Annotated in this window: 12 protein-coding genes; 2 read left to right on the forward strand and 10 right to left on the reverse strand. The window is 44.8% G+C overall.

Translation table 11 applies throughout. The annotated features are described in order from the left end of the window. Nucleotides 1-6: 6 nt before the first annotated feature. Nucleotides 7-1,113 (reverse strand): DegT/DnrJ/EryC1/StrS family aminotransferase, encoded by a 1,107-nt coding sequence (locus tag ZMTM_RS07850; protein ID WP_221763355.1) that lies wholly within the window; start codon nucleotides 1,111-1,113, stop codon nucleotides 7-9. 933 nt (nucleotides 1,114-2,046) lie between these two features. Beyond that, nucleotides 2,047-2,841 (reverse strand): ZIP family metal transporter, encoded by a 795-nt coding sequence (locus ZMTM_RS07855; protein ID WP_221763356.1) that lies wholly within the window; start codon nucleotides 2,839-2,841, stop codon nucleotides 2,047-2,049. A 147-nt stretch (nucleotides 2,842-2,988) separates the two neighbouring features. On the opposite strand from ZMTM_RS07855, the gene ZMTM_RS07860 reads away from it, so the two are divergent. After that, entirely contained in the window at nucleotides 2,989-4,236 is a 1,248-nt protein-coding gene (locus tag ZMTM_RS07860; RefSeq protein ID WP_221763357.1) for a glycosyltransferase family protein, read from the forward strand. A gap of 19 nt (nucleotides 4,237-4,255) precedes the next feature. Here ZMTM_RS07860 and pgeF read toward each other — a convergent pair whose 3' ends face one another. Together pgeF and rluD are read right to left on the reverse strand one after the other, a co-directional pair. Beyond that, nucleotides 4,256-4,999: a peptidoglycan editing factor PgeF gene (pgeF, locus tag ZMTM_RS07865; protein WP_221763358.1), complete on the reverse strand. Its 744-nt coding sequence runs from the start codon at nucleotides 4,997-4,999 to the stop codon at nucleotides 4,256-4,258. Next, nucleotides 4,983-6,053, reverse strand: coding sequence for a 23S rRNA pseudouridine(1911/1915/1917) synthase RluD (gene rluD, locus ZMTM_RS07870; protein ID WP_221763359.1), 1,071 nt, complete (start codon nucleotides 6,051-6,053; stop codon nucleotides 4,983-4,985). Before rluD ends, pgeF begins: the two co-directional genes overlap by 17 nt. A gap of 75 nt (nucleotides 6,054-6,128) precedes the next feature. Between rluD and ZMTM_RS07875 the strand changes: the two genes are divergently transcribed. Beyond that, on the forward strand, nucleotides 6,129-6,962 hold the full coding sequence (locus tag ZMTM_RS07875; RefSeq protein WP_221763360.1) for an outer membrane protein assembly factor BamD: 834 nt from the start codon (nucleotides 6,129-6,131) through the stop codon (nucleotides 6,960-6,962). 47 nt (nucleotides 6,963-7,009) lie between these two features. Here ZMTM_RS07875 and der read toward each other — a convergent pair whose 3' ends face one another. Genes der through hisS form a run of 6 tightly spaced genes read right to left on the reverse strand, consistent with a single transcriptional unit; the run spans nucleotide 7,010 to nucleotide 13,406 of the window. After that, nucleotides 7,010-8,533, reverse strand: coding sequence for a ribosome biogenesis GTPase Der (der, locus tag ZMTM_RS07880; protein ID WP_221763361.1), 1,524 nt, complete (start codon nucleotides 8,531-8,533; stop codon nucleotides 7,010-7,012). 34 nt (nucleotides 8,534-8,567) lie between these two features. After that, nucleotides 8,568-9,764, reverse strand: a complete 1,197-nt coding sequence (gene bamB, locus ZMTM_RS07885; RefSeq protein WP_221763362.1) for an outer membrane protein assembly factor BamB — start codon at nucleotides 9,762-9,764, stop codon at nucleotides 8,568-8,570. After that, on the reverse strand, nucleotides 9,764-10,390 hold the full coding sequence (locus tag ZMTM_RS07890; protein ID WP_221763363.1) for a YfgM family protein: 627 nt from the start codon (nucleotides 10,388-10,390) through the stop codon (nucleotides 9,764-9,766). The genes bamB and ZMTM_RS07890 overlap by 1 nt, the downstream gene beginning before the upstream one ends. A gap of 52 nt (nucleotides 10,391-10,442) precedes the next feature. Further along, nucleotides 10,443-11,255 (reverse strand): ATP-binding cassette domain-containing protein, encoded by an 813-nt coding sequence (locus ZMTM_RS07895; RefSeq protein WP_221763364.1) that lies wholly within the window; start codon nucleotides 11,253-11,255, stop codon nucleotides 10,443-10,445. Continuing rightward, nucleotides 11,252-12,097, reverse strand: coding sequence for an ATP-binding cassette domain-containing protein (locus ZMTM_RS07900; protein ID WP_221763365.1), 846 nt, complete (start codon nucleotides 12,095-12,097; stop codon nucleotides 11,252-11,254). Before ZMTM_RS07900 ends, ZMTM_RS07895 begins: the two co-directional genes overlap by 4 nt. Before the next feature lie 31 nt (nucleotides 12,098-12,128). Then, on the reverse strand, nucleotides 12,129-13,406 hold the full coding sequence (hisS, locus tag ZMTM_RS07905; protein ID WP_221763366.1) for a histidine--tRNA ligase: 1,278 nt from the start codon (nucleotides 13,404-13,406) through the stop codon (nucleotides 12,129-12,131). Nucleotides 13,407-13,438: the final 32 nt, after the last annotated feature.

Consider the following 13,438-nt stretch of genomic DNA (forward strand, 5'->3'; position numbering starts at 1 on the left):
CTCATGTTAACCCCGAATAAGATTAACGATACGTTCAATATCTTGCATCTCAAGCTCAGGGTAAATAGGTAGGCATATAACCGAATTCGCTGTTTGATGAGCCACCTTTAAATTAGCAAAAGCGGCCGAAGGCATACCTCTATACATCGGAAATTCGCTAATTAGAGGATAAAAATAGCGTCTGACATAAATGCCTGCGTCGTGCATTTTTTGATAAAGCTCATCACGGCTAAATGGGTAGTCTTGGCTTAACAGAATAGGAAAGTACGCATAGTTTGCGGTTTTTTCACCTGTGTTTTGTAAACAGGAAATGCCAGAAATTCCTTGTAAAAGCTGACGATACATTGCATCTACAACCTTACGCTTTTGCAAGGCGCTATCTATATCTTTTAGTTGTAACAACCCCATGGCGGCATTAATTTCGCTCATTTTTCCGTTAATCCCTGCTGCCACGACTGTCACTTCATCGACAAAACCAAAGTTTTTTAAGTGGTCTATACGCTGTTTGGTTTTTGCATCATGGCAAACAATGGCACCACCCTCAAAGGTATTGAATACCTTGGTAGCATGAAAGCTCAATACAGATAAATCACCATAATTGAGCAAGCTGCCTGTTTGTGTTTGTACGCCAAAGGCATGTGCTGCATCGTAAATCACCTTCAGATTGTAGTTATCAGCTATCTTTTGTATGGCTTCCACATCGCATGGATGCCCGTAACAATGCACTGGCATGATGGCAGTAGTCTGGGGGGTGATTGCCGCCTCAATCTTGGCCGGATCAAGATTTAGTGTAATTGGATCGATATCGACAAAAATGGGCTTAATACCATTCCAGAGTAATGAGTGGGAGGTCGCAACAAATGAGTATGGAGTGGTGATGACCTCGCCATTGATTCGCAAAGCTTGCAATGCTGTAACCAACGCGATAGTACAGTTGGTGAACAGGCAGATGTGCTCTACGCCTAGATACTTACAAAGTTCTTTTTCCAACTGCTGGTGGAAGGGACCTCCATTGGTTAGTATCTTGTTGTCCCAAATTTGTTGCAAGTAAGGGACGAACTCTTCCAATGGAGGCAATGTTGGCCTAGTAACGAAAATATTTTCTTTTTTCACTTGTTACTCACCTCAGAATTTACTATTAACCCAGTGTTTTTCTCATTCCACCTAAACTCGCCCTAATTTAGCATTAAGGTATGTAGAATTATTATGCAGCATTTTCTCTGTGTTACATAAGCGTTAGATAGTTCAGCAAAAATGAGTCGCTTTAGTCTTGGCATCTCCACCAATCTAATTGTCAAACTCTTTGCTTTATCAAATATCATACGTTTAGTTTAAATCTATTTATGATGCTATCTATACCATGTGCTGAGCTTCCTCAAGTAAAAGAACAGCGATGCAAAAGTCTCATTATTTGCCACTTCAAAAAATATCTAATAACTTTAAATCATTATAGGGTTAGATAGACTTAGGAATTTGCAATCTTGATTTGATAATTCACTGCAGGTAAGTCACGTACAGACTTCATTATTTGGGATAAGCTATGTAGACATATAACTAAACGTAAACTATCGCATAGACATATTTTACGAACGATGATTGACATCTTGCAATCGGTAGATGAGGCTTAACAATCATTCTGGTGAGCCGCGCAGATTATGTGCCAGTTGACTAAGCTCATGTATTAATTACCACAAGGTCTTAACTTCTTGCCACGGTGTAAATGAATGGCCTTTAGCGCGTAATCACGTAAAATACTCTTAGATGATTTGGGGAACCTAATCATGCAAAACCGACTTAGGGGGATGAACGATCTAATCATTTCATTCACTTTAAATTGATAACTACGTTGATCTAATTATGTATATCGTTGCAATCGCCTGGATGTATATCACCCTACTCATGGCAGCAACAGAAAAAAGCATGACTGCTGGCGTGCTTACTTTTGTTTTTTATGGCTTACTACCTTGTTTACTATTTATCTGGCTATTCAGCACGCCCCAACGTAAACGTAACAAAGCCCGCAGAGAAGCTGAAATACCGAGTAATTTAAACAAAAGCTCCAAGCCAATACTCAGTGAGCCAGATAGACCCAACACCAAGACCGATTAACACAACTTGTTGGACCGTCGCTTTAAGCTCCGTACGTTTATGCAAACCAGGTATCAAATCAGCCACCGCCACATAGATCATGCTGGCAGCAGCTAAGCCCAGTATTGTAGGGATTACGCCCTGAATTGACTGAAATGCAAAATAAGCAATGACACTGCCAACAACGGTTGCAAGTGTCGATAAAAGATTGAACAACAATGCCTGTTTTTTAGTGTATCCAGAATGCAAAAGAATGAGAAAATCACCGACTTCTTGCGGGATCTCATGCGCGATAATCGCCAACGCGGTGACCAAGCCTACCTTGATATCGACCATGAATGCTGCACTAATCAAGATGCCATCCACAAAATTATGGAAGGTATCACCAACCATAATCATCATGCCACTTCGCCCGCCGTCATGATGGTGATCAATTGAATGGTCATGGGCATGTGTAGCATGCGCTTCACATTCATCACCATGGCAATGACGCCATAACACGAGCTTCTCCAACACAAAAAACAGTAAAATACCTGCTAATATAGTAGCAGCCATATTTTCGATACTGCTTGCCACATGAAAAGCGTGCGGCAGAATCTCAAGAAACACCGCCCCGAGCAAAGCACCAATCGCATAGCTCACTAGCATAGGAATCCATGCTGGCCGCGCACTCAAAGCAAAGAACGCCGCAGCAAGAACACTAAGCACACCACCTGCAAGTGTTGAAAGAAAAATAATCAGCAATATCGACATAGGGCACAATTATACGGGATAAGCTGTTGCCCTCGTGAATTCAAAGTTTATTGTAAATATAGGCAAGAAAAAGGCATTCTATTCAACCCATGAATTTATATTTTTCATGTTAGTATTTTTATAATTAACTGGTGATTAAGGATTTTTATGAGTGCCATACTTTATGTATATGCTGCCAGCATGTCTGATGCGTTGAGTGGTGGTGGCAATGCTTTCGGGCGCTATTTTGAGGAGCAAGGATACGAGTTTATCAGTTTGAATTTAGCGCTTCCTGAGGCAAACAATCAGCTGGTTCCTATACTCTCAACAGGTGAAATTGAATTTGTGTTTTCTCCAATGGCTTATGCTGCAGATTTGATGGCAACGGATGAAAATGGAAAACAAATCAACATATGGACGGCTTTCAATGTACCTTTCATCTCACTGAACGGAGATACTCCTGCATACTTCTTTGATAGACATGTCAACATCGCTCCCAACTTCGCAACGCTTTACTGGTTTCAAGAGCACTACGCGTTAAGAAAACAGTTGCCGCAACTTCAAGGAGTGATTGGATTATTTCAACCTTGTGTAACGGATGCAATTCCTTTGGAGGAGATTGACTTCAAAGTCAAAGAGAATGGAAAATTATTTTTCCTTAAAAATGGCAACGATCCAGAGGCTCTAAAAAAGCTATGGGTTAATACCCTATCACCGACCATTTCAACCATGCTACTTGACCTAGCTAGTGAGCTTGAAAGCCAGATGCACACTCCGCTGGGACATAATATAGATGGTTTAGTGATGGGGTTTTTCGAGGGTAAAGGCTTCGATCTCGACAACTTCAGTCAAATCCGATTATTTTTTGACGCTCAACTTGATGATTATCTGCGGCGAGCCAAAAGTACTTTTATGGGTAAAGTACTCGCCGATTTTCCCGTTGTCATTCAAGGCGAAAACTGGGAGCATGTAGACTTTTCTGGGAAACGTTGTGAGTATATTCATGGCGGAAATTATTATAAGTCTCGTGAACAATATAAAAATGGACTTGGCATTATTGATATGTCACCTAATACCTCATCCGCATTCCATGATCGTCCAACAAGAGCTTATGGTGCCCACACCTTATGCATTACTAACGAGCAACAGTGTTTGGAAGACACCTTCGATAATCATGAAGAAGTCAGCTACATATTTGAGAAAGAAAGTCTGCAATCTAGAATCGAAGAAGTGCTAGCGCACCCTAAAAGGTATGTTGAAATGGGAGCTGACATGGCTAGGGTCTTTAATGATAAATATCCCAAAGAACGTACAGTTAAATCATTAGTTGATCTTGCATCCTTGATTCGCTTAGGAAGCCGCTCTGATAGGATTATAATGCAGGACTTTTTTGTCTGGCCACCAACCAAAATTTAGCGCAGTTAAGATGTGACAGCTATTCAAACCAGATAAGAGTAGCCATGCGCCCTGTATCACCATCTCTTCGAAACGAGAAAAATCGTTCTTGGTCTGTATGGGTACAATAATCGCCACCATAAATCTGGGTTACTCCTAGATTTATCATACGTAAGCGTGCCAGTTGATAAATATCAGCGAGCCATTTATCTTTAGTGTTCAGTTGAACAAACGCTTGCGCTGAATCGGTATAAAGCTGGAGGAAGCCATCATAAACATCTCGCCCTACTTCGAATGCAGTTGGTCCAATAGCCGGGCCAAACCATGCATATAGATGGCGTGGTTCAATATCTAATGCGTTTATGGTGGACTCGATCACACCATACAGCAAACCTTTCCAGCCTGCATGGATTGCTGCGACTGCGGTACCTGCCTCATCACACAGTAATATTGGTAGGCAGTCTGCTGTCATCACAGCACAGACCACATTCTTTTGTTTTGAATACGCTGCATCAGCCTCTGGTAAGCAAGACGTCAGCGCAGCATTCACCGCAATCGTGCTATGTGTTTGCTTTAGCCATAGTGGTTCAGTAGGCACAAATGGATTCAGTAATTGCCTGTTTCTTGCAACGGTGAGCGCATCGTCACCAACATGATCGCCAAAGTTAAGGCTATCGTACGGGCTTTGGCTTAAACCGCCAGTACGTGTGGTTTGCAATGCTTTGATATTGGCTGGTGCTGGCCAATTGGGGATAATAAAGTTGGACTCATTCAATGTCGTCATCTTCAAGCTCCTCTAATATTTCATCAGACTCCTCATCAGCTTCATCATCGTCAAAAGCATAGATAACATTGTCGTCATCGGCATACTCATCTTCAACAACAGGCTCTTCATAGCGCATAGCTTCAAGCAAGGCTTTCATGTCCTGTGCAAGTTCAATTTGCCATTCCATCGCCTCACCTGTTTCGGGATGAATTAAACCCAGCTTGATTGCATGCAGTGCTTGTCGATTGAATTGGGGTAAGGCTTGACGTAGCGTATGCGTCATCGCGCGCAAAGGAATAATGCCGCGCATACCATACACAGGGTCACCAACCATTGGCGCTAGCAAATGCTGCATATGGACACGAATCTGATGGGTGCGGCCTGTCTCCAAGATACAGCGCAAATAGGTATGCACTGCAAAACGCTCCAAGACTTCATATTGCGTCACTGCAGGTTTTCCGTTGCGATTCACCGCCATTTTGGTACGTGAACGTGGATGACGGCCTATAGGCTGATCGACTTTGCCATTGCGCCATATTTGCCCCCAGACGATGGCGCGGTATTCACGTTTCACAGTACGTGCCTGAAGTTGGCGTACCAGACTAGTTTGCGCAGCAAGCGTTTTGGCCACTACTAATAAACCACTGGTGTCTTTATCGAGCCTGTGCACGATACCTGCCCGTGGCAAGTCTTTCACCTGCGGCACGTGGTAAAGCAGCGCATTAAGTAAAGTGCCTTGCCAGTTACCGGCGGCTGGATGAACAACCAAGCCTGCAGGTTTATTAATCACAAGCAAATGATCATCTTCATAAACAATGTCCAGAGGTAAATCCTCTGCCGCAAATGCGTTGTCTTCTGGCAATGCTTGCAGTGTGATTTCGATCCGCTCCCCGCCCCACACCTTAATCTTGGAAGTCGCGGCTTGATTATCCAAAGTCACCGCGCCTGTTTTTATCCAGCTTTGCAGGCGTGATCTGGAATACTCTGGCATGAGCTTTTGCAATGCCTGATCAAGGCGTAAACCACCTAAATCTTGTGGAATAATGAGAATGGTAGGAGCGGTTTGGGTCATCGGTTATAATCTATGAATCTTAGTGAATTGGTAAATTGGACTTGGGTTATGAATCTTAATTTCAGTAAAGTCAGCATGCGAAAAAATAATATTGCTAAGCATAGTTTAGCCTTTATTGCGGGTCTATGTCTGACTGCTTGGCTTACAGGTTGCGCCATTTTTGGTGACCCTACGCCGATTGATGAAACCAAGGGCTGGACTGCAGACCGCATCTACACTGAAGCCGAACTAAAAATGAAAGACCGCGATTACGAAAAAGCCATCAAGTATTTTGGTGTGCTCGAATCACGTTTCCCACATGGTCGTTATGCTACGCAAGCACAATTAGAAGTCATTTACGCTCATTATAAGAAGAACGATCCTACTTCGTGTATGGCTGCTGCCGACCGTTTTATCAAGTTGCATCCTAATCACCCCAATATTGATTACGCTTATTACATGAAAGGCTTAGCAACATTTAATGAACGTGGCGTTATCGAGAAACTGACCAAGCAAGGTATTAGTGATCGCGACCCTAAAACACTGCGCGAATCATTCCTGTCGTTAAAAGACTTAGTTACGCTGTATCCAAACAGCAAGTATGTGCCTGATGCGACTCTACGCATGACCTATTTGGTCAACTCACTGGCAGAACACGAACTGCATGTTGCCCGCTACTACATGAAGCGTCAGGCTTATGTTGCAGCACTTAATCGCGGCAAATATGTACTGGAATACTACCCAGATTCAACCAGCGTAGAAGAAGCGCTTGTCATCATGATTAGTGCCTATGACTTGCTGAGCATGGATGACTTGAAACAAGATACATTACGCGTTCTACAAACCAACTACCCAGAGAGCAAAATGCTTGGATCTGCGGTACCTAGTGACAAACGTGTATGGTGGAAATTCTGGGAAAGTCTCTATTAATATAGACTCAATTCAATAAACCCAAATAAGCCAGCCAACAAGCTGGCTTATTTTTTAGCTCTCGCTTTGTTATTAGCGCGCGGCTTAGTTACTCGTACGATTGGCTTTCTAACCAGTTTTTTAGCGCCAGTTTTTTCTGCATCTGGATTATCTCTCGCTTCACTTCTGGCCTTCAATTCAGCACGTTGTGCTGTTTTACGGCGACGCATACTGACAATACCCTCGCCTGGCTTTGGCTTATCATCATCTGTAGCAAAAGGGTTATTGCCCTGTTTGAACTGCACGCGTAATGGCGTACCTGTCAGCTGAAAAACCTTGCGGAATGTGCCTTCAAGAAAACGCTTGTAGCTATCCTTAACGCCATCCACATGGTTACCATGAATAATCACAATCGGTGGATTGCTACCACCCTGATGCGCATAGCGAAGCTTTGGGCGTATACCTTTGCTGATTGGTGGTTGATGCTGCGTAGTCGCTTCAATCAATACACGAGTCAATTGAGGTGTAGATAATTTGGCCATTGCTGCTTTAAATGCGCCATCGACTGATGGAAATAACTCAGCCAAACCCTTGTTCTTCAACGCGGAAATATAGTGAAACTTGGCAAAGTCGAGAAACTGCAGTTTGCGGTCAATTTCGCGTTTAATCCAGTCTTTCTCGTCATCTTTAAGGCCATCCCATTTGTTGATAGCCACGACTAGGGCACGGCCACTATCGAGTATATAAGCCGCCACGTGGGCATCTTGTTCAGTAATGCCCTCTTGCGCATCAACGACTAGAATCGCTACATTAGCTTCTTCAATCGCCTGCATGGTTTTCACCACAGAGAATTTCTCGATCGCCTCAAACACTCTGCCACGCTTGCGCACACCAGCGGTATCAATCAATGTGTAATGTTTTCCGCCGCGTTCAAGATCAATATGGATAGAATCGCGCGTGGTGCCTGGCTCATCAAAGGCAATTACGCGCTCTTCACCAAGCAAAGCGTTTACCAGCGTGGATTTACCCACGTTTGGACGACCAACAATGGCAATCATGGGCACGCGGTCACTATTTGAGATTTCTTCGCGCTCAGGCTCGCCGAATGGCTCAAGCGCGAGCTCAACTAGATCACGAACACCTTCGCCATGTGCTGAAGATATTGATAATGGATCACCCAAGCCTAATTCATGGAACTCAGCTGAGACGATTGCCCTCTGCATACCTTCAGTTTTATTCACTGCCAACAATACAGGGCGCTGACTTTTACGGAGGCGGTCACCAATTACTTTATCTTGCGGTGTCAGGCCTTGTCGACCATCAACCAGAAAGATAATGACATCAGCTTCATCAATCGCCAGTAAAGTTTGGCGCGCCATCTCTTTTAATATGCCAGACTCAGCGGTTGGTTCAAAACCACCAGTATCTACCACTAGAAACGGTTTATCTCCGCCTATGCCACGACCATAATGGCGATCACGAGTGAGCCCAGGAAGATCGGCCACTAAGGCATCACGACTTTTGGTTAAGCGATTAAAAAGAGTAGATTTGCCGACGTTTGGTCGGCCAACAAGCACGATGGTAGGTAACATATTTTATTTGGCTGCAATGGCGTTCAAGCCAAGCCTATTTAAGTGAGATGGCATATAAGCCACCATCTCTGGTCTGCGCTAGCAGTCCGTTGGTACCAAGAGCGACTAATTGTGGCATCACTGGGCTTTTTTCAAGCTGTATCCGTCCAGAGAATGAACCATCTTCACGGTCCAGTAAGTGAACATAACCTTCAACATCACCAATGGCAATAACACCACCCATAGGTAACGGTGCGCTTAATTGACGATTGAGTAAATCACCTTGGCGCCAGAAAGTCTTACCGCTTGCATAGTCTAGTGAATAGACTGAACCTGTTGCATGAGAGACATATACACGGCCATCATCTGCATTAATACCAGTGTAGCTAGATATATCACGACTCCAGCCTATACGGCCTGATGCGCGGTCAATTGCACTGATTTTTCCTTGGTAAGCTACAGCATAAATTACGGAACCATCAACGACAGGCAAGCTGGTGATGTCGGCAATCCGTTCAATCTCGGTAGTACCTTTTGGTTGAGCAACAGTTGCCTCCCAAATAACTTTGCCGTCTTCAACGCGCAGCGCAATCAACTTACCGCCTGCAAAGCCAGCATAGGCAGCTCCGCTATCAACAACAATCCCTGCGCTACTTCGCAGACTTAAGGTTGGCGTAGTACGTTCATAAACCCATTTGCGCTTACCATCGAGGGTGTTCAGGCCAAAAATGCGGCTGTCACCGCAACGCACAACTACAGTCTCACCTGATACCTGGGGCGCGCTGAGCACTTCACTGCTGACTTTTGATTTCCACAACAATTTACCTGATACATCATAAGCAATGACATAACCGCCAGAGGAGCCCACCAACACTAGTTTTCCACCTAAGCCAACACCGCCTGACAACTTCTCACCAGCATTGACTTTCCAAGCTTGCTTGCCAGTAGCGGCATCAAATTTGAATATCTCTCCATCGCCACTGGCGGCATAGACAGCGCCATCTGCTGTGGCTGGTAGGAAATCAAACTGCTCAGCTTTTCCTAGTTGCGCTTTCCACACAACTTTGGGGGTAACTGTCGCTTTAATTTCGCTTAATTCAGCAGGTGGTTCCGCGACTTGCCGACCAAAAAGACGCTCTGAAATATCAGATTTCATATCGGTGATTGATGTGCATGCCCCTAAGCTTAATGAGGCTAAAATGCACAAAAGCAGCAAGATACGCTGCTTGGAAAATTCAATTGATTGCAACATTAACTTCCCAACGACTCTAGCTTGTGCTCGGTAAAGTGGTAGTAGCGACCTTCAGCATCTAGCTTGCTAAGCGCTTCTTGATAGGCTGTGCGCGCCTCATCTTTTTTGTTTTGTGCAACCAGAATATCGCCCTTGAGATCAGCATAGAGGCCATCAAAACCTTCATCATGCTTGGTGGCTAGGGTTTTCAAAGCCTCGTCATAGCTTTTTTCTTCAAATTGAACACCCGCAAGTTGAAGGTTAGCGATTGCCTGAATCTGAGACTCTTTAGCATTCTGCGCTGCCCAGGCTAATTGCGCCTTGGCGCTTTTTGTATCGTTTAGGGTCAGATTAGTCACAGCTACCGTTAATGCGGCCCGACCTGCATATGGCGTTGATGCGTAATGATCCATCAAATCAGCAGAAATCGTCTGGATTTCCTTAGTATCTTTAGGGTCAAGCTTGATCAAAGCTTCGTATTTAGTTGAAGCCTCGGTAGATTGCTTGTGCTGATAATATGCCCAGCCTTTATAGGCTACCAAAGCAAGCACAATCACCAGCAATGCACTTGTTAGCAGGTTACCGTAAGTGTTCCACCAAGTCTTCAATGCATCTAACTGCTCTTGTTCTTCTAAATCGAGTGCCATACCATTCCTAATTGATCAATAATTCAAAACTAATGTTTAAATGATTTCATTACTAAGCATGCAACTCTGTCGCGTGTTTGCGACCAGGAATTGCTTGCAGTAAATTTCGTGTGTAATCCTGTGTTGGTGATTGATAAATATCGATCACACTACCCTGCTCTACCACTTTGCCTTGGTGCATCACCGCCACATCGTCTGCGATATGCCTGACAACGCGCAAATCATGGCTGATAAAGATATAACTCAAGGCCATTTCCGCTTGTAACTCTTTTAACAAGAGCAAAATCTGCGCTTGTATTGAAACATCTAGTGCAGACACTGGCTCATCGCACACAACCACTTTAGGCTGTAATACTAGTGCACGCGCAATCCCGATACGCTGGCGTTGCCCTCCTGAAAACTCATGCGGATACTTTTGCATATCTGCTTCAGACAAACCTACACGCTTTAGCATTTGCACCACTTTACTTTGCTGCTCGGTGCGGCTGCCCATATCATGAATCAGTAGGCCTTCACCCACAATCTCGCCAATACGCATGCGGGGATTCAGCGAAGCAAACGGATCCTGAAAAATCATCTGCAAATGTTTGCGCATGCTACGCAGGCTGCCAGCGGAAAGTTTAGCCAGATTTTCACCTTGGAAAATAACTTCGCCGCTATCCAAGGGCTGCAATTGTAACAGACAACGTGCCAAGGTGGATTTACCGCTACCTGATTCACCGACAATTGCTAGCGTAGTCCCTGCACGTAAAACGATACTGACATTATCAAGAGCCTTGATTTCACTCGTCGCCATGCCAAATTTTCCACTGCGCTGGCTAAAAGTCTTAACAAGGTTGCTCGCTGTAAGAATCAAGTCGGTCATGCAGGTATGCTCGCTTTTATTTCATTTAGCCAGGCATAATCAATAGGCTTGAGCGGCTTTTTGCCTTCTGCATCAGGCACACAATCCAACAAGGCTTTGGTGTAGGGGTGCTGTGGGTTACGCAAAACAGCGGTCACAGAGCCTTGCTCAACGACTTCTCCACGAAACATGACAACAACATCATCTGCAATATCCGCCACCACGCCAAAATCGTGGGTAATCAGTAGCATCCCCATATTCATGCGGGTTTTTAGGGTATCAAGCAACTGTAGTATTTGCGCTTGCACAGTGACATCTAGCGCCGTTGTCGGTTCGTCTGCAATCAGCAAGGCTGGTTCGCAGGCTATGCTCATGGCAATCATCACCCGCTGGCGCTGGCCACCTGATAGCTCATCTGGATAGCTGTTGGCACGATTGGCTGGAATACCCACTTGTTCCAACAAGCTGGCTATTTTTTCTTTTAATGCACGGCCATTCAAGCCAAGATGCACCGTTAATGTTTCACCAATTTGGTAGCCGACGGTCAATACTGGATTAAGCGAAGTCATTGGCTCCTGAAATATCATACCGATCCGTTTTCCACGAATCTCGCGCAGCGCTTGATTGCTGAGCTGGCCAATGTCTTGCCCTTGAAACATGATCTGGCCTGATGTTTTCGCCAGTTGGGGCGATAGCAGGGACATGATAGAAAGCGCTGTTAGACTTTTACCACTGCCAGATTCACCGACGATACACGTAGTTTTACCTGACTCAAGCGTCAAAGAAACACCATTCACCAGCAGCTTTTGTGGCGCTGCTTTAGGCGTAATGGTTAAATTCTTGATATTGAGTAATTCGCTCATCTTTATGATTATTTTATTAATGATTGCTTTATTAAGCTGTGAGTTTCTCTATAGCCTGCAATATAGTCAGCTTTTGCTGTTCGCCAGCCTCGGTCATGGGTTTAATTGTGATGACGCCTGCATTTACTTCGTCTTCACCCAAGATAATGGCGAATCGTGCCGCACTTCTGTCAGCCTTCTTCATCTGCGATTTAAAACTACCGCCGCCCGCATGTAAGATGATGGACAGACCTGCGTTCCGTAAAGTTTCAGCAATGCCAAACGCCTGTTGTTCTGCAGCCTCACCAACATTGATCAGGTAAGCATCTGCGCTGTGTTTTGCTTCGATTCCATATTCTTGCATCAGCAAGATAACACGCTCTAGACCTATGCCAAATCCACATGCTGGCGTACTTTCACCGCCCAAACGCTCTACCAGGCTATCGTAGCGTCCACCACCAGCAATCGTGCCTTGGCTGCCGAGTTTGGTTGTGACCCATTCAAATACGGTGCGGTTGTAATAATCAAGACCGCGTACAAGTCTGGTATTGAGCTTGAACGGTACACCCGCGTTTTCTAGCAACTGGCAAAGCTTTTGGTAATGCGATAAGGACTCACTGCCAAGTTGATCAATCAACTTGGGTGCAACCTCTATCATGGCTTGCATGGCGGGATTTTTACTATCCAATATGCGCAGTGGATTGGTATGCAAGCGACGCTTTGCATCGGCATCCAACAACGCATCATGTTGTTCAAAATAGCTGATTAATGTTTGACGATATTCAGCACGCTCAGCTGTATCACCTATGGTATTGATCTGCAGTTCAACATCTTGCAAACCCAATTCACGCCATAAACGCGCAAGCATGATGATCTGCTCAGCATCCACATCAGGGCCTGTAAAGCCGAAAGACTCGACACCAATCTGGTGAAACTGCCGTTGACGGCCTTTTTGCACGTTCTCATGGCGAAACATCGGACCCGTGTACCAAAGACGCTGTGGGCCGTTGTATGTGAGGCTGTGTTCAACTACGGCACGCACGCAGCCTGCCGTACCTTCTGGCCGCAAGGTCAGCTTATCGCTATTGAGTTTGTCTTCCCAAGAATACATCTCTTTTTCGACTATATCCGTATGCTCGCCAACGCTGCGGATAAACAAATCGGTAGGCTCAACAATCGGCAAACGGATATTGCGATAACCATACTGGGCAAGCACGCGGCGAGCTGTATCTTCGAGCTTGTGCCATAGAGCGGTTTGCTCAGGGAGTATGTCGTAAAAACCTTTAATACTCTGGAATTTACTACTTGTAGATTTAGATTGTTCTGACATGTTGATACTTTGAGTATGACGTTAAGAACGTC

Source organism: Methyloradius palustris, from assembly GCF_019703875.1.
In the GTDB taxonomy this organism is placed as follows: Bacteria; Pseudomonadota; Gammaproteobacteria; order Burkholderiales; family Methylophilaceae; genus Methyloradius; species Methyloradius palustris.